At 59.3% G+C, this 24,749-nt stretch carries 24 protein-coding genes; 9 read left to right on the top strand and 15 right to left on the bottom strand.

All coding sequences use genetic code 11. From position 1 onward, the window contains the following. Positions 1-6 precede the first annotated feature (6 nt). From C4S72_RS12630 to C4S72_RS12650, 5 genes are all read left to right on the top strand, one after another. Positions 7-1,557 carry a tripartite tricarboxylate transporter permease gene (locus tag C4S72_RS12630; RefSeq protein WP_200826760.1) on the top strand — a complete coding sequence of 517 codons (1,551 nt, stop codon included), beginning with the start codon at positions 7-9 and terminating at the stop codon, positions 1,555-1,557. Positions 1,558-1,578: 21 nt separating this feature from the next. Then, a complete protein-coding gene (locus tag C4S72_RS12635; RefSeq protein WP_104003476.1) occupies positions 1,579-2,214 on the top strand; it encodes a TetR/AcrR family transcriptional regulator in 636 nt (211 codons plus the stop codon). A 229-nt stretch (positions 2,215-2,443) separates the two neighbouring features. Further along, complete coding sequence (locus C4S72_RS12640; RefSeq protein WP_104003477.1) at positions 2,444-3,586, top strand: glycerate kinase; 1,143 nt, start codon at positions 2,444-2,446, stop codon at positions 3,584-3,586. Positions 3,587-3,796: 210 nt separating this feature from the next. Beyond that, positions 3,797-4,183, top strand: a complete 387-nt coding sequence (locus tag C4S72_RS12645) for a DUF2946 domain-containing protein (RefSeq protein WP_104003478.1) — start codon at positions 3,797-3,799, stop codon at positions 4,181-4,183. A gap of 24 nt (positions 4,184-4,207) precedes the next feature. Next, the gene (locus tag C4S72_RS12650; RefSeq protein WP_104003479.1) at positions 4,208-5,509 is read left to right on the top strand and encodes a PepSY-associated TM helix domain-containing protein; all 1,302 of its coding nucleotides are present in this window, start codon (positions 4,208-4,210) and stop codon (positions 5,507-5,509) included. Between the two features lie 72 nt (positions 5,510-5,581). Here the strand turns inward: C4S72_RS12650 and C4S72_RS12655 are convergent, their stop codons facing one another. After that, positions 5,582-6,214, bottom strand: coding sequence for an NAD(P)H-dependent oxidoreductase (locus tag C4S72_RS12655; protein ID WP_104003480.1), 633 nt, complete (start codon positions 6,212-6,214; stop codon positions 5,582-5,584). A 221-nt stretch (positions 6,215-6,435) separates the two neighbouring features. Here C4S72_RS12655 and C4S72_RS12660 point away from each other — a divergent pair, with 221 nt between their 5' ends. Both C4S72_RS12660 and C4S72_RS12665 read left to right on the top strand, forming a co-directional pair. After that, entirely contained in the window at positions 6,436-6,708 is a 273-nt protein-coding gene (locus C4S72_RS12660) for a type II toxin-antitoxin system Phd/YefM family antitoxin (RefSeq protein ID WP_104003481.1), read from the top strand. Next, the gene (locus C4S72_RS12665) at positions 6,689-6,961 is read left to right on the top strand and encodes a Txe/YoeB family addiction module toxin (protein WP_104003482.1); all 273 of its coding nucleotides are present in this window, start codon (positions 6,689-6,691) and stop codon (positions 6,959-6,961) included. The genes C4S72_RS12660 and C4S72_RS12665 overlap by 20 nt, the downstream gene beginning before the upstream one ends. Before the next feature lie 82 nt (positions 6,962-7,043). On the opposite strand, the gene folD is transcribed toward C4S72_RS12665, so the two are convergent. The 10 genes from folD to purU all read right to left on the bottom strand — a co-directional run bounded on the left by folD (position 7,044) and on the right by purU (position 18,240). Beyond that, positions 7,044-7,904, bottom strand: coding sequence for a bifunctional methylenetetrahydrofolate dehydrogenase/methenyltetrahydrofolate cyclohydrolase FolD (gene folD, locus C4S72_RS12670; protein ID WP_407657708.1), 861 nt, complete (start codon positions 7,902-7,904; stop codon positions 7,044-7,046). 121 nt (positions 7,905-8,025) lie between these two features. Then, positions 8,026-9,354 (bottom strand): FMN-binding glutamate synthase family protein, encoded by a 1,329-nt coding sequence (locus C4S72_RS12675; protein WP_104003484.1) that lies wholly within the window; start codon positions 9,352-9,354, stop codon positions 8,026-8,028. Between the two features lie 23 nt (positions 9,355-9,377). Next, positions 9,378-10,061, bottom strand: a complete 684-nt coding sequence (locus C4S72_RS12680) for a GltB/FmdC/FwdC-like GXGXG domain-containing protein (protein WP_104003485.1) — start codon at positions 10,059-10,061, stop codon at positions 9,378-9,380. 12 nt (positions 10,062-10,073) lie between these two features. Then, positions 10,074-10,976, bottom strand: a complete 903-nt coding sequence (locus C4S72_RS12685; RefSeq protein ID WP_104003486.1) for a class II glutamine amidotransferase — start codon at positions 10,974-10,976, stop codon at positions 10,074-10,076. Positions 10,977-11,035: 59 nt separating this feature from the next. Next, positions 11,036-12,370, bottom strand: coding sequence for a type III glutamate--ammonia ligase (gene glnT, locus C4S72_RS12690; protein ID WP_104003487.1), 1,335 nt, complete (start codon positions 12,368-12,370; stop codon positions 11,036-11,038). After that, complete coding sequence (locus C4S72_RS12695; protein WP_235009139.1) at positions 12,367-12,879, bottom strand: hypothetical protein; 513 nt, start codon at positions 12,877-12,879, stop codon at positions 12,367-12,369. The genes glnT and C4S72_RS12695 overlap by 4 nt, the downstream gene beginning before the upstream one ends. After that, a complete protein-coding gene (locus C4S72_RS12700; RefSeq protein ID WP_104003488.1) occupies positions 12,879-15,830 on the bottom strand; it encodes a 2Fe-2S iron-sulfur cluster-binding protein in 2,952 nt (983 codons plus the stop codon). Before C4S72_RS12700 ends, C4S72_RS12695 begins: the two co-directional genes overlap by 1 nt. Further along, positions 15,814-16,095, bottom strand: a complete 282-nt coding sequence (locus C4S72_RS12705) for a sarcosine oxidase subunit delta (protein ID WP_104003489.1) — start codon at positions 16,093-16,095, stop codon at positions 15,814-15,816. The genes C4S72_RS12700 and C4S72_RS12705 overlap by 17 nt, the downstream gene beginning before the upstream one ends. Before the next feature lie 9 nt (positions 16,096-16,104). After that, complete coding sequence (locus C4S72_RS12710; RefSeq protein ID WP_104003490.1) at positions 16,105-17,346, bottom strand: FAD-dependent oxidoreductase; 1,242 nt, start codon at positions 17,344-17,346, stop codon at positions 16,105-16,107. Positions 17,347-17,367: 21 nt separating this feature from the next. Further along, positions 17,368-18,240, bottom strand: a complete 873-nt coding sequence (gene purU, locus C4S72_RS12715; RefSeq protein ID WP_104003491.1) for a formyltetrahydrofolate deformylase — start codon at positions 18,238-18,240, stop codon at positions 17,368-17,370. A 467-nt stretch (positions 18,241-18,707) separates the two neighbouring features. Here purU and C4S72_RS12720 point away from each other — a divergent pair, with 467 nt between their 5' ends. Both C4S72_RS12720 and C4S72_RS12725 read left to right on the top strand, forming a co-directional pair. Further along, positions 18,708-19,847, top strand: coding sequence for an aminomethyltransferase family protein (locus tag C4S72_RS12720; protein ID WP_104003492.1), 1,140 nt, complete (start codon positions 18,708-18,710; stop codon positions 19,845-19,847). Between the two features lie 198 nt (positions 19,848-20,045). Continuing rightward, positions 20,046-21,503, top strand: coding sequence for a sensor domain-containing diguanylate cyclase (locus tag C4S72_RS12725; protein ID WP_200826761.1), 1,458 nt, complete (start codon positions 20,046-20,048; stop codon positions 21,501-21,503). Here C4S72_RS12725 and C4S72_RS12730 read toward each other — a convergent pair. The 4 genes from C4S72_RS12730 to C4S72_RS12745 form a co-directional block, all read right to left on the bottom strand. Next, entirely contained in the window at positions 21,500-21,895 is a 396-nt protein-coding gene (locus C4S72_RS12730; protein ID WP_104003494.1) for a hypothetical protein, read from the bottom strand. The genes C4S72_RS12725 and C4S72_RS12730 overlap by 4 nt on opposite strands. A gap of 95 nt (positions 21,896-21,990) precedes the next feature. Then, complete coding sequence (locus C4S72_RS12735; protein ID WP_104003495.1) at positions 21,991-22,818, bottom strand: phosphodiesterase; 828 nt, start codon at positions 22,816-22,818, stop codon at positions 21,991-21,993. Next, positions 22,812-23,912, bottom strand: a complete 1,101-nt coding sequence (locus C4S72_RS12740; RefSeq protein WP_104003496.1) for an ABC transporter ATP-binding protein — start codon at positions 23,910-23,912, stop codon at positions 22,812-22,814. The genes C4S72_RS12735 and C4S72_RS12740 overlap by 7 nt, the downstream gene beginning before the upstream one ends. Continuing rightward, positions 23,912-24,745 (bottom strand): ABC transporter permease, encoded by an 834-nt coding sequence (locus C4S72_RS12745; RefSeq protein ID WP_104003497.1) that lies wholly within the window; start codon positions 24,743-24,745, stop codon positions 23,912-23,914. The genes C4S72_RS12740 and C4S72_RS12745 overlap by 1 nt, the downstream gene beginning before the upstream one ends. Between the last annotated feature and the right edge of the window lie 4 nt (positions 24,746-24,749).

Genomic DNA, 24,749 nt, shown 5'->3' on the forward strand with positions numbered 1-24,749 from the left:
CTGGTTATGCTGTTTTCTGAAGGATTGGTAATGCTGGGTGACGGCATAAGTCATTTAATGACCCTGTCCAACCTGTTCACCATTGCCTGGGCAACACTGCTGGGGATCATCATCGGCATGCTGCCGGGTCTCACCGCGACCATGGGGGTCGCGCTGCTGGTCACCCTGACCTATAACATGCCCGGTGATCAGGCGATTCTTTCGCTGATCTGCATGTATGTCGGTGCTATTTACGGCGGCAGCCGCAGCGCCATTCTGCTTAACATTCCGGGTACGCCAGCCAGCGCCGCCACCAGCCTCGATGGCCATCCGCTGGCCAAAAAGGGCCTGGCGGGATACGCCATGGGCCTGGCGACCACCAGCTCGGCGATCGGCACGGTGGTTGGCATCTTCTGCCTGGCACTGCTGGCACCGATGCTGTCCGAGCTAGCCTTCGACTTCGGTTCCTACGAGTTTTTCTGGCTCGCAGCCTTTGGCGTGGTGATCTGCGGCAAGCTGACGTCACCCACCGATGCCCTCAAAGGTTATATTTCAGGGATACTCGGTCTTCTGGTTGCCATGATCGGCATGGAAAGCCTGCAGGCTTATCAGCGCTTCACCTTCGATATGCCGGAGCTGTCCGGTGGCGTGGGTATTATTCCCGCCATGGTCGGCGCCTTCGGTTTTGCCGAAATTCTGACGGTGATGCGTAATCGCAAAGACTCCCAGGTGATCACCTCAAAAGACCGGGTCATCCCGCGCTTCATTGATATCTGGCGTTACCGCCGCACCATCTTCCGCTCCGGCATCATCGGCACCCTGGTGGGCATCATCCCCGGCGTCGGTGAAGATATCGGCAGCTGGGCTTCCTATGCTGCCGCCCGCCGCGCCAGCAAGGAGAAAGAGAAGTTCGGCGACGGCTCCTATGAAGGCCTCACCGCGGCGGAAACCGGCAACAGCGCCGTTATTCCAGGCGCGATGATTCCGGTACTGACCCTGGCAATTCCCGGCTCCACCTCGGCGGCGGTACTGATCGCGGCGATGTTTATCCATGACATCCAACCCGGTCCTACGCTGATGATCCAGAACCCGAGCTTTCTCTACCAGGTTATCGCGATGCTGCTGTTTACCACCATCGCCATCACCGCCTACGGCCTTTCAATGAGCAAGCTGCTGATAAAGGTACTGTCCATCCCCCGAGAAAAGCTGATGCCGATCGTTTACATACTCTGTGTGGTGGGCCCCTTTGCAATTACCCAGCGCATGTTTGATGTCTACGTGATGATATTCTTCGGGATCGCCGGCTTTATTCTGCGTGAGCTGAAATTCCCTATGGCGCCGATCGTCCTGGGTATTATTCTGGGTACTTTGCTTGATACAAACCTGCGTCGAGGCCTGATGCTGACTGGCGGTGACCCTGCGCCTTTCTTTACTCGACCTATAAGTATGGTACTATGCGCGGTCACTTTTTTAGCTATACTTTTAAGTATCCCGCTATTCAGAAAAATGGTCGCTTCTCTTTTCGCATCCATCGGTTTATATCGAGCGCCGGTTAAAACTGCCGATAAACCCAGCTAACTTTGAAATGGTGTCCACCTAATGGTCCGTAAACGTAACCCAGAAGCCACTAAACAACAGATTCTTAACGCAGCGCATGAAGAATTCTGCGAGCGAGGGTTTGATGGAGCGCGGGTGGATAGCATTGCCAAAAACGCAGAAGCGAACAAGCGGCTTATTTACCATTACTTCGGCAACAAAGAGGATCTGTATCGTGCGGTACTGGCCGACGCCTACCGGACGATACGCCAGGGGGAACGGGAGCTCAGCCTCGAGCAGTACCCGCCGGTTGAGGCGATGGACAGGCTGGTGCGCTTCACCTTCCGTCACTTCTACCAGAACCCCTGGTTCCTCAAGCTGCTGACGACCGAAAACCTGCATAACGCGCGTTTTCTCAAAACGCTGCCGGAGATCAAGGATCAGCACTCACCACTGGTATCCCAGATTCGGGAGATTATTCAGCGCGGCGCTGCAGAAAAGATATTTAGAAACGACGTGGACCCTATCCAGCTTTATATATCTATTGCAGCACTCGGCTACTTTTATCTGGCAAACGCACAGACACTTTCCTTTATTTTTGATGTAGACCTACTCAGCCTGCACAATATTCAGGAAAGAGAAGCGCATGCAGTAACAATGGTTCTCGATTATCTGAGATACAAACAGCCTTCTCAGTGATCATCGAACTTACTTTAATAATATAAAAAACAGACATCTCCGCACGACCTATATAACGTAAAAAATAAGACTTAAGTCTATATAAGTTCGCTCCTCCTGAGTGCAGAGCACTCAGGACAGCCCCCCCCCCCTTTTCTTCTCAAGTCCTCTTCAGGGCCATACTGCGCCTGGGCACATAGCAAGTAGAAGAAGAGGCAGACCAATAAATAGACCTATAAAGAGCAGAGAGATGAAAATAGTTATCGCACCCGACTCGTTCAAGGAAAGCCTGAGCGCCTCAGAGGCCGCGTCCCTGATTGCCGAGGGTATAGCCCCGCTGCTCAGCCACGCGGAACTGATCCAGTTGCCGGTCGCCGATGGCGGCGAAGGTACCAGCGAAGCGCTGGTGAACGCCACCGGCGGCCAGTGGTTTTCAGCCCAGGTAAGCGACCCCTTGGGCCGCCTGATCGTGGCCCGCTGGGCACTGCTTGGCGATGGCGAGACCGCTGTTATCGATGCTGCCGCTGCATCGGGGCTGGATCTTCTGGCGCCGGAATCCCGTAACCCCTGGCTGACTACAACCCGGGGCACCGGCGAGCTGATCCTGGCCGCTCTCGACCAGGGTGCCAAGCGCTTTATTATTGGCCTTGGCGGCAGCGCCACCAACGATGCCGGCGCCGGTATGCTTCAGGCTCTCGGCGCCAGGCTGCTCGACCAACAGGGCCAGGAGCTGCAACCCGGCGGCGGTGCGCTATCAGGGTTGGCACAGATAGACCTGAGCGACTTCGATCCGCGCCTGCAGCAGGCCAGCTTTGAGATCGCCTGCGATGTAGATAACCCGCTCATCGGGGAAAACGGTGCCTCGGCTATTTTCGGACCGCAGAAAGGCGCTGATCCCCAAATGGTGCGCGCCCTGGACACCAACCTGGGCCACTTCGGCCAACTTGTCGAACGCACGCTGGATAAACAGGTCATCAACGCCCCGGGCGCCGGCGCTGCCGGCGGTCTCGGCGCGGCCTTTCTCGCCTGTTTCAACGCCAGCCTGAAAAGTGGCGTCGATATCGTGCTGGACGCCGTGAATATCGAGCACCACCTGGGTGACGCTCAGCTGGTGATTACCGGTGAGGGTAGGATCGACGGTCAGTCATTGAGGGGCAAGACCCCGATCGGCGTGGCGCGACGCGCCCAAAAATACGGCGTCCCCGTCGTGGCACTGGCCGGCTCCGTGGGCAGGGATATCGATGCGGTCTACGATGAGGGAATTACCACGGTGTTCAGCATCGTACCGGGCGTCTGCAGCCTGGATGAAGCCCTGAAACAGGGGCCGGATAACCTCAGGTTCGCCGCCGAGAGCCTGGCCAGGATGTTAAAGCTGTCGGGTAACCTCCCTTAATATCCTTAATGACTTCCCTTGGCGAAAAGGGCTGGACCTGGCCAGCCCTCGGCTCTGCAAGCGATCTGATCAAAGCGGCTGATCAAAGCACCTGATCAAAGCGTAAAACTGCATCCAAAGTAAGACTTTTCTTTAAGTGGATGAACTCATCCCTCTATTAGCGTAGCCTTGCTCCTGCCTGCATTCTGCTGTTGATCCCCTGTTGAGTTAATGTTTCTCCGCCGCCGTCATCTACTTCGTCCCTCTGCCTGGCTTGCGCTATTTGCGCTGGTGCTGCTGCTTGTCGCGCCGCTATACAGCCAGCTAAGCCGGGGACTGGCATCCGATCCTGCCCGGCATCACTCGGTTAACTCACATGGGTCGCACGGGGCTGGCCAGCATCAGCATAGCGACTGGAGCCAGGCCTGCGGCTACTGCTCGCTGATCCAGCATTTCCCGTTTCTTGATATCGCAACCCCGGCGTTAAGCCGTTCGGTGATTATCCCCACCGCACTGCTGATCGCGGCACTCTGTGGCGGATATGCGGGATATATCCGCTTCTGGCATGCACTCAAGCGCGCGCCTCCTCTCAAGTCTCCGACGTTCAACCACTATTAATTCATTGTTTTTCGGAGATTTAAGATGTCCCGCAAGGATTCCGGCCAGGCTGGCGGCCGCGCCACGCCTGTCTCTTCCCAGCGCACGCTGCTGGATCTGCTCACCCGGCTTCATCTCTATATCGGTCTGTTTATCGGACCATTAATTCTGATCGCCGCACTCACCGGCGTCATTTACGTGCTGACGCCCGAGATAGAGGATGGGCTCTACAGCGAGCAGCTCACCACAGGCAATACCGGGCCCGCCAAACCACTGGCGGAGCAGATCCGCGCCGCCCAGCAGTTTATCCACAGCGACGAGCTGCCGATGGCTGTGCGCCCCGCTCCCACACCGGGCGAAACCACAAGGGTTATTTTCAAGGACCCAGCCAAGGACTCTAACCGGGGTATTTTTATTGACCCTGCGAACCTCGAGATCAAAGGCGATCTGGATGTGTACGGCACCAGCGGTATTCTGCCGTTTCGTATCGCCATCGACTTTTTTCACCGCCATCTGCTGCTGGGCCACTACGGCAGGATCTACAGCGAAGTGGCCGCTTCCTGGATGTGGATCGGCGCGCTCACCGGCTGCATCCTCTGGTTCGTGCGTTACCGCCGCGCCCGCAAGGTGGAGCCGGTGCGCCACAAACACAACCTGATAGGCCTGTGGATCGCCCTCGGCATGCTGTTCTTCTCCGCCACCGGGCTTACCTGGTCCAACTGGGCCGGTGAGCGGATCAACATAGTGCGCCAGCAGCTCAACTGGGTGACCCCGTCGGTTAACCGCACACTGGCCGAACCGGCCAGCAATAATCTGGCTTCTGTGGATATGTTCGACACGACGCTGCAACTGGCCCGTGAAAACGGCATCGTGGCGAACAAGCTGGAGATCAGGCCTGCGATGAGTGCGAACCAGAGCTGGTCCGTGGCAGAGATCGACCGCGCCTGGCCGACCCAGGTGGATGCGGTGTCCGTCGATCCCGCCACACTGAGCGTGATCGACGCGGCCAGGTTTGCCGACTACCCACTGGTAGCCAAGATGATCCGCTGGGGGATAGATGCCCATATGGGAGTGCTGTTCGGTCTGCCTAACCGTCTGCTACTGGCGGCCTTTGGCTGCGCCTTGATCGTGCTGATCATCTACGGTTATCGCCTCTGGTGGCGTCACCGCAGCCAGCGTAAAACACTGATGATCGAATCCTGGCTGCAGCTCCCCTGGCCCACCCGCGCCCGGTTACTGATGGTGGTCGCCCTGCTGTCGGCGTTTATGCCGCTGCTGGGGATCAGCCTGATCGGCTTTGTGATGATCGATTACTTCCGCTGGCGTTACCTGGCACGCACAGCCTGAAACAGCTCCTGGAAGTAACTCGCCTGCAGGCGATCAAAAGGGATCGTCTGCAGGCTCTTACCGATTTAGCGCTTAAGCCTGCAAGCGCTCGATCAACGCCTGCTGGTACTCCGGCAGTTTTGAGCGGGAGATAGCCTGAAACGCCAGCGGCGTCAGGTAGGTCATGCCGGCATGCAGCGCACTGGCCTTCATCGGCAGGAACACATCCTCAAGCTTTACGCCGATTCTGCCGGACTCCCCATAGGTCGTGCTGCCGCCCGCCGCGGTGGTGACCAGCAGCATCTCCTTGCCCTGCCAGAGCCCTGGCCCCACGCTGCCCCAGACATCGTTGAGGTAGGCTTTCATCATCGGCGCGACATTGAACCAGTGGGTCGGGAACATAAACACGACACGATCGACGCCACGCATGATCTCCTTCTCTTTCGCTGCATCGATGGCGCGGGTATCAAAGCCATAGAGCGTTTCCAGGTTACGCACCTGCACTCCGGCCACCTGCTCAGCCGCTTGCTGCAACCCTTTTGTCATCACCGATCTTTCCGGATAGGGATGCGACACGATCGCCAGCGTCTTGATATCGGTTTTGTACGGTTGCGCTCCCTCTGTTGGACCGTCCGTTAACGGCGTTGCGCCAGCTGATGCCCCTTTCGCTGTCAGCAGCCCCGCAGCGCCTGCCAGCCCGGCCTGAAGTAGATAGCGTCGTTTCATCCTGTGCTCCTTTCCTGACGATATTTAAAAGCCATTCCGTGTAGCAGACCACAAACTGGCGCCGATGATTAATAAGCCCGGCAGCTTTCAGCTATGAAGAGGAGTGAAAAGCCCGGAAAAGAGCTCTACTCCCAGCTATAACCAAAACAAAGGCACGACTGGCCTTGCCCGGTTTTTCACTCTATAGTCGTACGGAGTTACCGTACATAAAGGTGTATTTCATGGACACAATCAGCGTGAACAAATTCAGAGATAATCTGAAAACTGTTGTAGAAGAGGTCGTTAGCCGCCACGAGCCGCTAAAAGTGACTCGCCGCGCCGGTGAAGCTTTCGTTGTAATGAGCGCCGATGACTGGGAACGGGAGCAGGAAACCCTGCACGTCCTGCAGAGCCAGAGCCTGATGCAACAGATTGCCGACTCCTTGGAAACCCACACCCGTGGCCAGGGCTACACACCGACCGAAGAGCAGATGAATGAGATCACTGGTCTTTGAGGGCAATACCTGGGAAGCGTATGAGACCATGCGCGAAAAGGACAAACGACTGCACAAGGCGCTCTGTAAATTACTCAGGGAAATGCTCCGCTCCGAAGATCCTTCATCTGGCCTGGGTAAGCCCGAGGCCCTCAAACACAACCTCTCAGGCCTATGGTCAAAGCGGATCTCGCAGCAAGACCGTTTGATATTCCGCTTCGATGATCATGCCATCTATATCTTCGCTATCGGCGGGCACTACGACCAGCATTAACGAAAGACAGATAATTTAAGAACGCAAAAAAGCCCCGAAGGGCTTTTAATTAAGTACTGGGATCAGGCGTTAAGCCTGAACCTCAGGCGGCTTCCATCGCCTCGCAGGCTTCCAGGGTATTCTGCAGCAGACAGGCGATGGTCATCGGACCTGCGCCACCCGGCACTGGTGTGATGGCAGCGACTTTTGCCCGCGCCGCTTCAAAGTCCACATCGCCGGTCAGCTTGCCATTCGCCAGGCGGTTGATACCCACATCGATCACTACGGCGCCCTGCTTCAGCCATTCGCCCTTGATGAAGTTGGGGATACCCACGGCGGCAATCACGATATCGGCGTCGGCCAGTTCGGCGGGCAGGTCCTGGGTTTTGGAGTGGCAGACGGTGACGGTGGCACGTTCCATCAGCAGCTCCAGCGCCACCGGGCGACCCACGATGTTGGATGCACCGACGACCACCGCCTTTTTACCCATGGGATCGATACCGTAGGCCTTGAGCAGACGCATGCAGCCGTAAGGTGTGCAGGGGCGCAGAGTAGGCGCCTTGCCGGCCAGACGACCCAGGTTGTAGGGGTGGAAGCCATCCACATCCTTTTTCGGATCGATGCGCTCGATCACTGACTGAACGTCGATCTGCTTCGGCAGCGGCAGCTGTACCAGTATGCCGTGAATCTCCGCATCGGCGTTGAGTTCATCGATCAGTGCGAGCAGGTCGCCCTGCGTTGTTTCCACGTCCATGCGATAGCTGCGTGAAACGAACCCAACCTCTTCACAGGCCTTCACTTTGCTACCCACATAGACCTTGGAGGCAGGGTCTTCACCGATCAGGACTACGGCCAGGCCCGGGGCGGGAAGGCCCTTTTCGCTGCGCAGTTTCACCTGTTCGGCGATCTCTTTACGTAGATTGGCCGCAACGGCCTTGCCGTCGATCAGCTGTGCTGTATCCACATTCATCTCCTGAAGGTCTTTGTAATTGGGGTACTGGCAGGCCCTCCCCTGTTTAACCAGTTAATAGTTACCGGTTAAGGGGAGAGCCCTGCGCTTAGGTATGCGGTAAAGCGTTTTGAGCTTAGAAACCCTGGCCGGGAATCCAGGTAGTGCCGGCCAGCGGAACGCGGGCCATGGCGGCGGATTCGACAGTCAGTGCGACAAGATCTTCCGGCTCCAGGTTGCGCAGATCGTTCTTGCCGCAGGCGCGGGCCAGAGTCTGGGCTTCCAGCGTCAGCACGCGCAGGTAGTTGGCCAGGCGATGCCCCGCCTTCACCGGATCAAGGCGCTTCATCAGCTCCGGATCCTGGGTGGAGATACCGGCCGGATCCTTGCCTTCCTGGTAGTCGTCGTAGAAGCCCGCGGCGGAACCGATCTTCTTGAACTCTTCCGCGTACTTCGGATCGTTACAGCCCAGGGCAATCAGCGCCGCGGTACCGATAGCCACAGCATCAGCGCCCAGCGCCATGCACTTGGCCACGTCGGCGCCGTTACGGATACCGCCGGAGACGATCAGCTGTACCTTGCGGTGCATGCCCATCTCCTGCAGCGCCTGAACCGCCTGCGGAATAGCCGCCAGGGTCGGAATGCCGACATGCTCGATGAACACGTCCTGGGTTGCGGCAGTACCGCCCTGCATGCCGTCGACGACGATGACGTCGGCACCAGCTTTAACGGCCAGTTTCACGTCGTAGTAGGTACGGGTCGCGCCCACCTTGATGTAGATCGGCACCTGCCAGTCTGTGATCTCGCGCAGCTCCAGAATCTTGATCGCCAGGTCGTCCGGGCCGGTCCAGTCCGGGTGACGGCAGGCGGAACGCTGGTCGATGCCTTTCGGCAGGGTACGCATCTGGGCGACACGGTCGGTGATCTTCTGGCCCAGTAGCATACCGCCGCCACCCGGCTTGGCGCCCTGACCGAGCACCACCTCGATGGCGTCGGCCTTGCGCAGGTCGTCCGGGTTCATGCCGTAGCGGGACGGCAGGTACTGATACACCAGCTTCTTGGACTGACCACGCTCTTCCGGGGTCATACCGCCGTCACCAGTGGTGGTGGAGGTACCCACTTCAGAGGCACCACGTCCGAGGGCTTCCTTGGCGTTGGCGGAGAGTGCGCCAAAGCTCATGCCTGCGATGGTGATCGGGATATCCAGCTTGATCGGTTTCTTGGCGAACCGGTCACCGAGCACCACCGAGGTGTTGCACTTCTCGCGGTAGCCTTCCAGCGGGTAGCGGGACATGCTCGCACCGAGGAACAGCAGATCGTCAAAGTGCGGCAGCTTGCGCTTGGCGCCAAAGCCGCGGATGTCATAGATGCCGGTGTCGGCCGCGCGGCGGATCTCATCCATGGTGGTGCGGTCGAAAGTTGCCGATTCACGCAGCCCGCCGTTGTAGTTGCTATCGTTGCTCATGATTTATTCCTCTCGCAGACTGATCAGTAGGCTGAAACGTTGTCAACTTTGAAGTTGTACAACTGACGGGCTGAGCCGTAGCGCTTGAAGCTGGCCGGGTCTTCATCGACGCCGGCGCGGTTCAGCAGATCGGTCAGTTCCGCGATGTGCTCGTCGCGCATCTCCTTCTCGATGCAGTCGGCGCCCAGGGACTTCACCGTGCCCTTCACGTAGATATGCACCTCGTAGAGGGAATCACCCAGGGCTTCGCCGGCATCGCCGCAAACCACCAGGCTGCCCGCCTGAGCCATAAAGCAGCTCATGTGACCGACGTTGCCCTTAACGACGATATCCACACCCTTCATGGAGATGCCGCAGCGCGCGCCGGCATTACCTTCGATCACCAGCAGACCGCCATGGGCGGTGGCGCCGGCCGCCTGGGAGGCATCGCCCTTTACTCGCACGGTGCCGGACATCATGTTTTCCGCCACACCCTGGCCCACGTTGCCGTGGATGGTGACATGGGCTTTCTTGTTCATACCGGCGCAGAAGTAGCCGGCGTGGCCCTTGATATCCACCGACAGGTTCTGGTCGATACCGCAGGCGATATTGTGCTGGCCCTTGGGGTTAAGCACTTCGAATTCACGCTCAACGCATTCCGGGGACTGGTCATGCAGCGCCTGGTTCAGATCGCGTACCGTAGCTTCGGTCAGGTCATAAGTTTTCATCGTCATCACTCCTCAGGCACTGCGTTCCCAGACATAGAAGGTCGCCGGTTCCGGCTCCCACACCTTGGCGTTCTCGATACCCGGCAAGGTAGTCAGCGCCTGGTATTCGGAAGCCATCGCCACGTAGTCGTCGGTCTCTGCCAGCACCGCAGGTTTGCAGGCGATCGGGTCACGCATCACGGCGAAGCCGTCGCGGGTGCCGATGGTGAAGGTGAAGAAGCCGTCCAGGTCTTCCAGCGCATGCTCCAGCGCGGTTTTCAGGCTGTCGCCCTGACGCAGGCGCCAGGTCAGGTAACCGGCCGCCACTTCGGAGTCGTTCTCTGTCTCGAACTCGATCCCTTCGCGCTTGAGGTTTTCACGCAGACGGTTGTGGTTGGACAGGGAGCCGTTATGCACCAGGCACAGGTCCATGCCGGTGGAGAACGGGTGACTGCCTTCCATGGTCACCGCTGATTCGGTAGCCATGCGGGTATGGCCGATGATGTGGCTGCCCTTCATGTTTTTCAGGTTGAACTTGCCGGCGATGTTCTCCGGCAGACCCACCTCTTTCAGGATCTCGATCGACTGACCGACGCTGAGGATCAGCACATCCGGCGCTTTTTCGTTCAGCCAGCTGCGAACTTCCTCTTCGCTTGAACCCACCTTGAACACGGTTACGTTGGCGTTCTGCATCCAGGAGAGCTCAACACGCAGCTCATGACGCATAGAGTCGGCCAGGGCTTCCCAGTCATATTCGTTATCCGGGTGACGCAGGGTCAGCTTGACGCTGTCCTCGCCCACTTCGTCACCGTAGATGGCAAAACCGGCACTGTCCGGACCGCGGTCGGTCATGGCGATCAGCATCGGCTCGAACAGCTCACCCAGCTTGCTCTCAAGCGCCGGGTTCTTCAGATAAAGTCCAACAATTCCACACATATTCTCGTCCTCTTGCCGGGATCAGCCGACATCACACATTCGCGCAGTTAAATACTGAATTAGAAAAACTCGGCGTAATGCTTGAGTTCCCAGTCGGAGACATGGCGGCTGAACTCAACCCACTCGGCCCGTTTCACCTTGAGGAACTCAGAGACGATCTCTTCGCCCATCTTTTCGGTGAACAGGGTGTCGGCTTCCAGTGCGTCCAGCGCTTCGTTCAGGTTCTGCGGCAGGATGCTGACGCCCTTCGCCTTGATCTCTTCCAGGCTCAGGCTGTACAGGTTCACGTTCATCGGCTCACCCGGATCCAGCTCACGCTCGATGCCGTCCATACCGGCGGCGATCAGTGCAGCGTGCACCAGGTAGGGGTTGCAGCCGGAGTCCGGCAGGCGGAATTCCAGGCGACCGTAAGGCACACGGACCATGGCGGAGCGGTTGTTGTCGCCGTAGCAGACATAGGCCGGAGCCCAGGTAGCACCGGAAGCGCTGCCGCCAACGACCAGGCGCTTGTATGAGTTCACGGTCGGCGCAGCGAAGGCGCAGATCGCATCGGCGTGAGCGAGGATGCCGGCGGTGAAGTGGTAGGCCATTTTCGAGAGGCCCATGCCGTTCTTGTCGCTGGCGTCGTGGAACAGGTTTTTGCCGTTGGCGTCGGTGATCGACAGGTGGAAATGCATGCCGTTACCGGTGCGATCAGACGCGGGCTTGGGCATAAACGAGCAGACCATGTTGTGCTTGTTGGCGATCTCGCCGGCCGCCATGCGCACAAAGGTGAAGCGGTCAGCAGAGGTCAACGCATCGCTGTAGGTGTAGTTGATCTCGAACTGGCCGTTGGCGTCTTCGTGGTCGATCTGGTAGACGTCGAAGTCCACCGCCTGCAGCGATTCCACCAGCTCCTCAAGGAACTCGCGGGAACGGGACAGCCCCTTGTAGTCGTAGCAGGGCTTGTCGAGCACATCGCTCTCATCCACCGGCTGCAGCGAGCCATCGGCGCCGCGGGTGAACAGGGAGAATTCGGGCTCAAGACCTGTGTTCAGGGTCCAGCCGCGTTCGCTGATCTTCTTCAGCTGCTCTTTCAGTACCACGCGGGAGCAGTACGGGTGTGGTGCGTTGTTGACGTAACCGTCGCAGGCGATACGGGCGTAACCCGGCTGCCAGGGTACGGCGCTAAGAGTCTTCAGGTCGCCACGGGCGAGGAAATCAGGACCGTGCGGTTCCATGCCCAGGCCCCAGACGGCGAAGCCTGCGAAGCCTGCGCCCTTCTCGACCACATCGCTCAGGCAGTTGGCCGGCACCGACTTGGTCTTGGCGACGCCATGGATGTCGACAAACTGGGCCAGGATGTACTTGATGTCATTTTGGCTGATAAAACGGTCGATCTCTGCGGGCATCATAGTGCACCTCCTTTAGTAGATTCTTTGCCACCCAGTTCATTGACGAGGGTGTGAAAAATATCGCTCAGGTAGTGGTCGAAACCGGCGTCGAAGCCGATCAGCAGAGCCTTGCCGCCCTGCTCGCGGTAGAGCCAGCAGTTAACGCCGGCTACTGAAGCCATCAGCCAGTCACCCGGCTGCATCTTGCGAAAATCGAACTGACACAGCTGTGCCATCAGTTCTATCCAGCCCTCGCCCTGCACCGCGAGGATGCGATCCGCACGCGGGAAGCACCATGCGCAGGCGGGAGCGTTCTGTCCCTTGGGCAGGAAGGCCAGGTATTCATCGCTGCCGGTGCGGGCGACCAGCGCCTCTCCGGCTTCCTCTGCGCTCAGCTGAGCCTCGGGCAGCGGCAGGCCGGCGGCGGAAAGCGCACTGGCACTTTCCGGACCGGTCAGCAGATACCCGCAGAGGTCATCACGCACACTCAAACTCAGGTTGCTCATATCTGTTGAGGCATAAGCATTCATCAGGCCACCTCCGTCAGGTCCGCCGTCTGGCGGGCGCCATCGGCATCGTAGAAAGGTGTTGGGCAGGGCTCGATGCTGACCATCGCGCCACCATCGACCCGCACCTTGAGCTCGGTCGCGCCATCCGCCAGCGGCAGATCCACCATGGCCAGGCCAATGGTGCGACCCAGCGAGGGGCTGTAGGCGATACTGGTGATACGGCCGGCGATCTCGCCGTTCTCGATAATCAGGTGGCACTCTTTGGGAAGCTGACCATTGAAGCCCTGCGGCAGGCGGAAGCCGATCAGCTTGCGCTGGCAGCGTGCCTTGAGCAGCGCCAGCGACGGCTTGCCGGTAAACCAGGGCTTGCTCTTCAGCGGTACCGCCCAGCTCATATTGGCTTCGAACGGGTTGGTCAGGCCGTCGGTGTCCTGGCCGACAATGATGTGGCCCTTCTCGAGACGCAGAATACGCTGGGCCTCGACACCGAAAGGACGGATGCCGGCAGACTGGCCCTCACGCATCAGCGTTTCCCAGACTTCCATTGCGCCCGCTGCCGGCAGGTGGATCTCGTAACCGAGTTCACCGACAAAGCCGACACGGATCAGGCGCACCGGGTAACCGCACAGGGTGCCTTCGCGCATACCCAGGTAGGGGAAGTTCGCTTCGCTCAGGTCCACATCGGTAAGGCCGCTAAGCAGCTTGCGCGAGGCCGGTCCCGCCAGGTTCATGGCCGCCATGGAACCGGTCAGGTTGGCCAGGCGCACGTTAAGGCCCAGCTCCTGAATCTTCAGTGACAAGGTGCGGAAAGCCGCCGCCGCGTGGCTGGTGGTGGCGGTGACGTAGAAGCGGTCTTCAGCGATACGGCCAACGATGCCGTCATCGATGATCACGCCGCTGTCGTCCACCGCCAGGGCATAACGGGTCATGCCGATTTTGATGGTGGACATCGTCATGGTGTACACCACGTCCAGCAGTCGCGCCGCGTCCGGCCCCATCACCTCGATCTTGCCGAGGGTAGAGACATCGATCAGGCCAAGACCGCTACGCACCGCCTGTACTTCCTGCAGAATCGCCTGCTGACGCTGATCGATCTGTCCAGCGCCCGCGGCGTCAGAAGCGCCAGCTTCTGAAACAGGTAGATAGTATTCTGGACGCATCCATTGCCCGGCTTCCATCAGCTGAACGCCGTTATCCAGGTGCCACTGATGCATCGGAGTCAGGCGCTCCGGACGGAAACGTCGGCCCGCCATGGCGCTGACCGGCACCGGGTGGAACATGGGACGCGCGGTGGTGGAACCGGTCTCGTCGATGCTCTTGCCAGTGATTTCCGCCAGCACACGGATGCCGTTCATGTTGGAGTGCTTGCCCTGGCTCGGACCCATGCCGTTGGTGGAGAAACGCTTCATCAACTCGATGTTGTCGAAGCCCTCCTTGGCGGCGTTGATCAGATCCTTGAGCTGCAGATCTTCATCGATATCGAGGAAGTTCTTGCCCTTCGGATGGCGGATGATCGGCCAGTCATGGCTATGGGCGACGCTGTCGCGATGGAGGGTAAGATCCATGTTGACGCTTTCGCCGTTGAGCTGAGCCACCGCGTCTTTGGCAGCGCGTTCGCCATCGGCCAGGCGCTGCTCCAGGGTGAAAGCACCATTGAGACGACCACAGGCGTGCTGGCCGTTGGAGAGCGCACGCGGCAGAATCTGGTGCGCTTTCTTGTCGTAACCGAGCTTGCAGCCAGACTGGTACAGCATCTGTGATGCCGGTGCCCAGCCCACGCTCATCAGCAGCAGATCGCAGGCAAACTTGCGGGTCAGGCCGGAATCGCAGCCGCGGCCATCGAACTCGCCAACCACCACACCGGTCAGCGCATCCTTGCCTTTGGCTTCGTAGATGGCGCTCTGCTCCAAGATCGGGATGTTCTTCGCCTTGACCTGCTCAGCCCAGGGGCCGCGCTTGTCGAGCCACTCGAGATCAATCACCGCGGCCACTTCGATACCCGCTTCAAGCAGGTCCAGCGCCGCACGATAGCCTTCATCATTACCGGTGAGCACCACGGCGCGCTGGCCCGGCTTGACCGCGTAGCGGGTGATCAGGCGCTGAGCAGCAGAGGCCAGCATCACACCCGGCAGGTCGTTGTTACGGAAGACGGAGGGCTGCTCCATCACACCAGTGGCCATGATCACCTGCTCGGCGCGCATCTTGACGATGCCATCAGCACCCACCAGCGGAACGTAGTGGTCGGTGTACCAGCCGGCGGCGTAATGGCCTTCCAGCAGGCGGATATGGGCGTGGCTGCGGACACGGGTTTTAAGGTCGGCACGAACCGCTGCCGCCTCTTTCACGTTGGCCAGCTGGTAATCCAGGCTGCCGCCGATATGCGGGTTCTCATCCACCAGCACCACATCGGCACCGGCGTCTGCTGCGGTCAGCGCGGCACTCATGCCACTGGCGCCGGCGCCGATCACCAGCACATCACAGAAACCGTACTGTTTGGGCTGACGGGTGGCGCTCCAGTCGGTGCTGATTTCACCGAGGCCCGCTTTCTCGCGGATGATTTTTTCCCAGAAGGGGAAGTATTTCTTCGGCTTGTGGAACGCCTTGTAGTAGAAGCCCACCGGCAGGAAGCGCGACAGCAGACCGATGTAGCTGTCCTTGTCGTTAGCCAGCGAGCCGTTAACGTTACAGGCGCGCAGATCCAGACCTTCGCTGACCGGCGTTACGTCGCCACGGATGTTGGTGGCCTCGTCACTCTGGAACAGCGCGTTCACATCGTGGTTGGCCATGGAGAGCACGCCGCGCGGACGGTGATACTTAAAGCTGCGACCGAGCAGTTTCTGGCCGCTGGCCAGCAGCGCAGAACTCAGGCTGTCGCCGCTGAATCCGGAAAAAGACTGGCCTTCAAAGCGGAAGCTGACCGACTCGCGACGGTCGATCCACTCCAGCGGCTGGGGATCAAGCCGGTACTTCATAATTCGGCTCCTTGTAACGAACGTCAGCGGGATCAACCAGGCCAACCACTTCATCGGTCAGGGTGTTGCGCTCAAGAATGAACCAGCGTCCTGTGGGGCGGTGGTACCAGCGCTCACGCATTACGCCGGGAGCGTTATCGCGGTTGAAGACATAGTCGGCCCAGGTGGCCTCGTCAGCGTCGGAGGGCGGGATGCGAACCGCGCCAACGTAGTCGAATTCGCTGATCGGGCGTTTGCCGATACCGGGACAATCAAGCAGTTTCATAGCCCCTCCTCAGTGCCCTACCGATGCCGCGCCTTTCTCGCCGACCAGATCGAAGTCGGCAAAGCGGGACAGACGGAAGGGTTCAATCAGTTCATGGGTTTTGTCGTTGGCGACGGTCCAGGCCATGGTTTTGCCGCTGACCGGTGTCGCCTTGAAGCCCCAGGTGCCCCAGCCGGCATCCAGGTAGAAGCCGTCGATGGGGGTTTTGCCCATGATCGGCGCAAAGTCCGGGGTGATGTCCGACATGCCGGCCCACTGGCGCATGATTTTCATGCGGCTCATGAACGGGAACAGGTCGAGCATCTGATCCGCCAGCCCTTCGACAAAGTCAAAGCTGGAGCGGGTGGAGTGCAGCACCGACGGGTCCACCGAGGCGCCCATCACCAGCTCACCGCGGGAGGACTGGCTGACATACACGTGCAGGCTGCCGGAGACGACGATGGTGTCCATAAACGGCTTCACCGGTTCGGAGACGCAGGCCTGCAGCGGGAAGATCTCGATCGGCGTGCGAATCCCCAGCATCTCGGTGATGCGCGGCGTGGAGCCAGCCACCATGGAGATCACCTTGTTGCAGCTGATCTGACCGCGGTCGGTATCCACGCCCACCACCTTGTCGCCCTGGGTGCGGATCGCAGTAACGCGGGTCTTCTGGTGGATCTCGACACCACGGTTATAGGCACCGCGGGCATAGCCCCAGGCCACCGCATCGTGACGCGCCACCGAACCCGGTGCGTGGTACAGCGCGCCCATCACCGGCGCGTGCCCGTTGCAGTCCAGGTCCATGTACGGGACCTCTTTGGCGATCTCTTCGCGCCCTACCACTTCACTGTCGATGCCCTGATGCTTGTTCACCTCGGCACGCCAGCGCATGGTGCGCAGGGCGCTGTCGGTGTGGGCCAGGGTGAAGTGGCCGCGGGTGGAGTAGAAGATATTCAGGTCGAAGTCATCGGCCAGGTCCTCGAACAGCTTGACGCTGGTGTCATAGAACTTGACCCCTTCCGGTGTCAGGTAGTTGGACCGGACGATAGTGGTGTTACGACCGGTATTGCCGCCGCCGATGTATCCCTGCTCGAGCACCGCCACGTTAGTGATGCCGTGCTCTTTAGCCAGGTAGTAGGCGCAGGCCATACCGTGGCCGCCGCCACCGATGATGACTACGTCGTAGTGCGATTTGAGCGGTTTGCTCTCCGGGAAGAAGCGGGGCTCGTTATGCTCGCTCTGCAACCCGAATTTCAGTAAGCGCCAGGGCATTGCTCGTCTCCAGAGGGTGAATCAGGCGAAAACGACGGTTTTGTTACCGTAAACAAGGACACGGTCCTCGATGTGGTAACGCAGGCCGCGCGCCAGTACGGCTTTCTCCACATCCTTACCGAGGCGCACCATGTCCTGGGTGGAGTTGTGGTGGGTCACGCGCTGTACGTCCTGCTCGATGATCGGGCCGCCATCCAGCTCGGAGGTGACGTAGTGGCAGGTCGCACCGATCTGCTTAACGCCGCGCTCCGCCGCCTGGTGATAGGGGCGCGCACCGATAAAGGAAGGCAGGAAGCTGTGGTGGATGTTGATGATTTTGTTCGGATAGACCTCGCAGAGCTCTTCCGGAATGATCTGCATGTACTTGGCGAGAACGATGGCATCGGCGTCGGCCGCGGCGATCTGTTCACGCACCGCCTGGAAGTGCGGCTCCTTGTTGCTCATATCCACAGGCACGTGGATGAAGGGGATGCCGTGCCACTCCACATAGGAGCGCAGCTTGTCGTGGTTAGAGATAACGCAGGGAATATCGATGTTCAGCTCGCCGGCACTCCAGCGATAGAGCAGGTCGGACAGCGCGTGCGCTTCCTTGGAGACCATCAGCACCACACGCTTGCGAGCTGCGGAGTCGGTGATATTCCAGTTCATCTGGAACTTGTCGGCCACCGGCGCGAACTTCTCTTTCAGCTCTTCGAGACCAAAAGGCAGCGAATCGGCAACCACTTCATAACGCATAAAGAAGCTGCAGCTTTCTGCGTCGGCAAACTGGTGAGCTTCGCTGATCCAGCCGTTATATTCGGAGATAAACTGGGTAACGGCGGCAACGATGCCGACCTTATCCGGACAAGAAATCGTGATGCGATAACGCTGGGTGTTTTGGGGATCGAGAGCCATCTTCCTCACCTACTTTCTCGTTAAGAAAATTAATTTCTCAATGAGAAAGCAAGTTCTTTGCCAACTTCGAAAGCCCTCGAAAACTTTTTCAACGCCCTCACTTCAAGGGCCTGAAAACACTGAAATTGTGAATATTATTTTCTTAATAGGAATATTTGTTTTATCCATCTCATCTCCAGCGCGCTTTCTTGATCCAGATCAATTTCGCACCAGAGGCATGCGCAAGCGCACCATAGCTGTGCATAAAACCACCAACTTTCAAGCCTGACCCTGTGTTGCACCGATAAGCACCTAACAGGGCCTTATCCAGCCTCAAGCACAGACCGCATCAGGGAAAGGAATATTTATTAACCAACAGGAATTGCCGATCGAACTGATATGGCCCAACTCTTGCCTTTCCTTTAGGGAATAAAAATCACCTATCAGGAATTAACAGTTCTTCGCTTGCTCACTATAAGGAGGCAACAATGGCAAATTCTTGGCGTATCGCCGCACTGGCCGACAAGCACCGCGCACTGGGTTCCAACCTGGAAGACTGGAACGGCATGCCCACTGCCTGGACCTACAGCAACAGCGGCTACACCCTGGCCGACGAACATGAAGCGATCCGCACCAAGGCGGGTCTGATGGATGTATCGGGTCTGAAGAAGGTTCACTACGTGGGCCCGCATGCCGAAAGCCTGCTGGAGTGGGCGACCACCCGTGATATCTCCAAGCTGTACCCGGGCAAGGCGGTGTACGCCACCATGCTCAACGACGGCGGCAAGTTCATCGATGACTGCGTGATCTACCGCACCGGCGCCAACGCCTTCATGGTGGTGCACGGCACTGGCCGGGGTTACGAGCAGCTGACCCAGGCAGCACTCGGCAAGAACGTAGCGGTACTCTTTGATGACGACCTGCACGACCTGTCGCTGCAGGGACCGGCTGCGGTGGACTTCCTCGCCGAACATATTCCGGGTATCCGCGACCTGCCCTACTTCCATCACACCCACGCGCGCCTGTTCGGCTGCCCGATCACCATCTCCCGTACCGGCTATACCGGCGAGCGCGGCTACGAGATCTTCTGCAAGGCGATCGACGCGGCAACCATCTGGGACGGCATCCTCGAACAGGGCAAGGATTTCGGCATCATCCCCTGCTCCTTCACCGCACTGGACTGGCTGCGCACCGAAAGCTACCTGCTGTTCTATCCGTTCGATAACTCCGAGTTCTACCCGTTCGAGAACGAGCCGGCCGGCGATACTCTGTGGGAACTGGGCCTGGACTTCACCGTCTCCAAGGACAAGACCGAATTCTGCGGCGCCTTCGAACACTTCCGCCTGCAGGGCGAGGAGCGCTTCAAGATCTTCGGCGTGCTGCTCGATGGCAAGGAAGCGGCCAGCGAAGGTGACGAGCTCTGGGCAGACGGCAAGAAGGTCGGCGTGATCACCTGCGCCATGTATTCCCGCCTCACCGACCGCTCCATGGCGATCGCCCGTCTGGAAGTACCTTACGCCGAACAGGGGACACCGCTGCAGGTGAAGGGCAGCATCGAAGTGTCCGCCATTTCGCACACCCTGCCGTTCGACGATCCGGAAAAGCAAAAGCGCACCGCCAAGGGCTAAGCCCGCTAACCGAGAGGGCGCCCTGTGCGCCCTCTTGCGTTATTCCCCGACAACTCCCCTGGAACTCGTCCGCTGACGTTGCATCCTGCATGGACTTGCCTCAGCGTTCGCTATAACCTTCTCGAACCCGCAAATCTGACCAGGGCGTCAAAACGCCCAACACAGCTCGCAGCTCTGACTCGCTCTTTGGATAGCCCTGTGACCAAGAAATACCAGATCCTTATCGTTCTCTGCCTGATTCTGTTCACAGGCTTTATCTCCACCAGCCTGATCAGCTACTTCACTGCCCGGGATACACTTTCGCGCGAGATCGAAGAGAGCACCCTGCCGCTGACCGGCGATAACATCTACTCCGAGATCCAGCAGGATCTGCTGAGGCCGATCTTTATCTCCTCACTGATGGCCCACGATACTTTCGTGCGCGACTGGGCCCTGGCCGGCGAGGAGGATGACAGCGCCATCACCCGTTACCTGAGCGAGATCGAGAAGCGCTACGACACCGAGACCGCCTTCTTCGTATCGGAGCAGTCGCGCCACTACTACCATCCCCAGGGCATGATCAAAACGGTCGACAAGAACGACCCGCAGGACTCCTGGTACTTCGACTTCAAGAACAACGTCGATCAGTACGAGATCAATATCGACACCGATACCGCTGACCCCAGCCGCATTACCGTATTCATCAACTACAAGGTATATGACTACGACGGCAACTTTATCGGCGCCACCGGTGTGGGGCTCTCCACCTCACTGGTGAAACAGCTGATCGAGGATTACCAGCGCCGCTATAACCGGGAGATTTTCTTTGTCGACCGGCTCGGCCAGGTCACCATGCACGGCGACTCCTTCACCGGCACCGAACAGCTGCGCGACAGCCCTAACCTGGGCAACTACGCCACCCGCATCCTTACCTCGCCCAGCGCCAGCTTCAACTACCACGACGAGGATGGGCAGATTCACTACGTCAACAGCCGCCTGGTTCCTGAGTTCCAGTGGTATCTGATCGTGCAACAGGCCAACAATCGCGCCACCGAGCAGATCTACACCACGCTGATCTGGAACCTGGTATGCTCGGCCCTGATCACCCTGGCGGTGCTGTTTCTCGCCTGGCTCACCGTGGGCAAGTTCCAGCGCCGCCTCGAAGCTATGGCCCACTCCGACAAACTTACTGGCCTTGCCAACCGACAGATGCTGGATCAGTGGCTGCCGCTGCAGATCGCCCAGGCACAGCGCCGTTCCGAGCCGCTATCCTGCGTTATTGCCGACCTGGATGGTTTCAAAGAGGTAAACGATAACTACGGCCACCCCACCGGTGATCTGCTGCTGCAGTCGATCGTTGAGCAGTTCAAACCCTTTACCCGCTCATCGGACCTGGTCTGCCGCTGGGGCGGTGATGAATTTATCTTCTTCCTGCCCGACTCCGATCTGGACCAGGCACAGCACTTTGCCGAACGTCTGCGCCATGCTGTCGAGCACCACCACCTGAAGGTAAACAAGGAGCTGATCAGCGTGTCGGTCAGCCTTGGCGTGGCCCAGCTGGAAGAGAGGGATACCCCGGACGATCTGATCCTGCGCGCCGACCACGCCCTGCTCGCCGCCAAGGATGAGGGCCGCAACCGGGTGGTCAGCCATGTGGTGGCCGCGACTGCTGTTTAACGGTGCTGACGGTAGCGATAGTGATGATCGCGACGGTAACGAAGGCGATGATCACGGTGGTGCCGGTAGGGGCTGTAGCGTGGTAGATGATCGATTCTGACCCGGTGAGATGGGCGCAGGTTGATCTGCCCCGGCAGCACACTTACCCCCACCCAACTGTTCCGATGTGAATAACCAGGCCGGTAGTAATAGCGCCCGGAGTTTATCCCCAGGTAGACATTCACATCGGGGTAGAAAAAGAAGTCGTCGTATTCGCTGTCGTAGTAACCCTGCACACCCACAGTAGTGCGGCTGGTGATGTGACTGGTACCGCGGCCGTTGTAGGCTTCGTAGCTGCAGCCACCCAGCAGCAGCGACGCAAGCAAAACCAGACAGACATTTTTTGCAGACATGATGCACCTCCCTCAGGTCACTAAGGAGCCTTACTGACATAAGACTCCCCCCGAGCTGAACCGGTGCTGAAAACCGCGACCACCCTTTACCCCGGTCAGTCGATCAACCGCCCCGCCGCATCAAAGAACGGATAGGGTCCGTCGCAGTTACCCACCGGCGTCATATGGCTGAGCAGGGTGCCACTGTCCGGATGCAGGTAGAGTAAGCGGATCAAAGCGGGCTCCAGCGTAAAGCTGGACGCCGCGCCCGGCTCCAGATCCAGGGTGACCGCATGGTTATGGGCCGGCGCCACGTAGACCGGCCGCCCCTCCCAGATAAACTCCACCGGACGGTGCAGATGCCCGCACAGGATCAGCTCCACCTGCGGGTGACGCCGCAGCACCACTGCCAGCCGCTCCGCCTCCTGCAGACACTGCACATCCATATGGGTGATCCCCACCGCAAGTGGCGGATGGTGCATAAACAGCAGGGTGCGCTCCTCCGGCCGTTCAGACAGGGTGCTCTCAAGCCACTGCACCCGCTCGGAATCCATCAGACCATAGGGTTTGCCCGGTTCGCTGGTATCCAGTGCCACCAGCCTTAAAGGCTGATCTTCCAAGGCATAACTCAGGTGCCCCTCGCCGGAAGGCAGATAAGCATGATCGGCAAAGCCCTCGCGCATGGCGCCGCGTTCATCGTGGTTTCCGGGAATTACGTGAAACGGCATCTCCAGACGATCCAGCGCGAGCCGCGCCTGGCGGTATTCCGCCAGGGTGCCAAAGTCGCCCAGATCGCCGCTGACCATGACCAGGTCTGGACGGGGCTTCATTGCATTCAGGTGATCCACCGCGCACTCCAGCGCCGTGTAGGTATCCACCTTGCCGGCGTACGCCAGAGCGCCGCCCGCCTTGATATGCAGGTCGCTAAGCTGGGCTATCAGCATGGGCTCACCTCCCGCACACTTTCGCTGCGGATCAGCTCGCGGGGTTCCAGAGCGATCATTTTCTCGCTCCGCACGTGGATACCAACCCGCTGCCCTGCGGCAAACTCGACCCGGCCGCTGCTTTCCACCAGCACCTGACGCGGCATGATGCCGGCAAGCCAGAGCCGGTTACGGTCGCCGACAAACTGGGTCTGTTCAACCACTCCCTGCAGATGCGCATCGACACTATCCGAATCAACCAGCTCGATATCCTCCGGGCGGCAATAAACCCGCGCTTCGCCATCGGCCAGGTGCGGACAGTGCAGACGGCCGCCGGGCAGCGTCATCCACTGGTCCCGGACTTCGCCCTCAAACGCGTTGATCTGGCCGATAAAGTCGGCGACAAAATCGCTCTGCGGCTGGAAGTAGATCTGCTTTGGCGTACCGATCTGTGCCACCCGGCCGTGATCCATCACCACGATACGGTCTCCCAGCGCCATCGCCTCCTCCTGATCATGGGTGACGTAGATCGCGGTGATCCCGAGGGAGCGCAGCAGACGGTCGATATCGGCGCGCAGGCGGTCACGCAGAATCGCATCCAGCGCCGTCAGCGGTTCATCCAGTAGCAGTACGCGAGGGTTGGTGATAATCGCCCGTGCCAGCGCCACCCGCTGACGCTGGCCGCCGGAGAGCTGATCGATCTTGCGCTCGGCCAGGTGACTCAGCTCCATCATCTGCAACATCTCATCGACGCGCTGACGGATCTCCGCTTTTGCGCACTTCTGCACCTTCAGCCCGTAGGCCACGTTCTGCGCCACGCTCATATTGGGAAACAGCGCATAGGACTGGAACACCATACCCACCTGACGCTTTTCAATCGGCAAGCGGGTCACATCCTCATCGCCGAATAGTATCCGCCCTCCTTCGTCCGGGAACTCCAGCCCCGCGATCATGCGCAGCGTGGTGGTTTTGCCGCAGCCGGAAGGCCCCAGCAGCACCAGGGTTTCACCGGCGCGGATCTCCAGATCCAGCGGCTGCAGCGCGCGGTTACCGTCGGCAAAGGTTTTGCTGCAGTTTTCCAGGCGGATCGATACGCCCTGTTGATCAAGTTTCATTAGGTAACTCCTTTAGCGACCGGCGCCGGCGTCTGCACTGCAGGCCTGGCTTGAGCCTTGCGACGGTGACCGTTCCACTGCGTCGCCAGCAACAGCGGCAGTAGCATCACGAGAAAGATAAGCGTGTAGGCGCTGCTGATCTCCAGCCGCATCGAGGCATAGGCATCGGCCAGCCCCACCGGCAGGGTTTTGGTCAGCGGCGTATGCAGCATCCAGGTCAGATTGAATTCGCCGACTGAAAGCGTCAGCGTCATCAGCGCCCCGCTGACGATACCGCCGCGACAGTTGGGCACGATCACATCGAAGAAGCGGCGCAGGAAACCGGCGCCCAGGCTCGATGCGCCCTCTTCGAGCTGACGAAAGTCGATGCTGTGCAGCACCGCGACCACCGCCCGCACCATAAACGGCAGGGTATAGATGACATGGCCGATGAGGATAAACAGCCAGCTGGTGCGCAGGTCCTGCACACCGCCATAAGCGATGATCAGCGCCAGCGCGATCGCCAGCCCCGGAATCGCCACCGGCAACACCAGGATCTCCTCGAACAGGCGTGCCCAGCTGCTTTTCGAGCGCGCCAGCACATAGGCAGCCGGTACACCCACCAGCAGGTTTACCGCCAAAGTGGCAAGCGCCAGCTTCAGCGTCAGCCAGAGGGTATCGCTGTAGATCGACAGCACCTCCTGCACCCAGCGTAGCGTGAGCCCGCTGCTAATCCCCTTGAAATAGTTTTCGGTAACCCCGGCAGTCACCGACATCAGCACCGGCACCAGCATGAAGGCACAGATCAGCAGGGTGAATCCCAGCTGCAGATAATAGGAAGGCGTTCGTTTCATTCTC

The organism is Marinobacterium lutimaris, assembly GCF_900108065.1.
GTDB classification, from domain to species: domain Bacteria; phylum Pseudomonadota; class Gammaproteobacteria; order Pseudomonadales; family Balneatricaceae; genus Marinobacterium_D; species Marinobacterium_D lutimaris.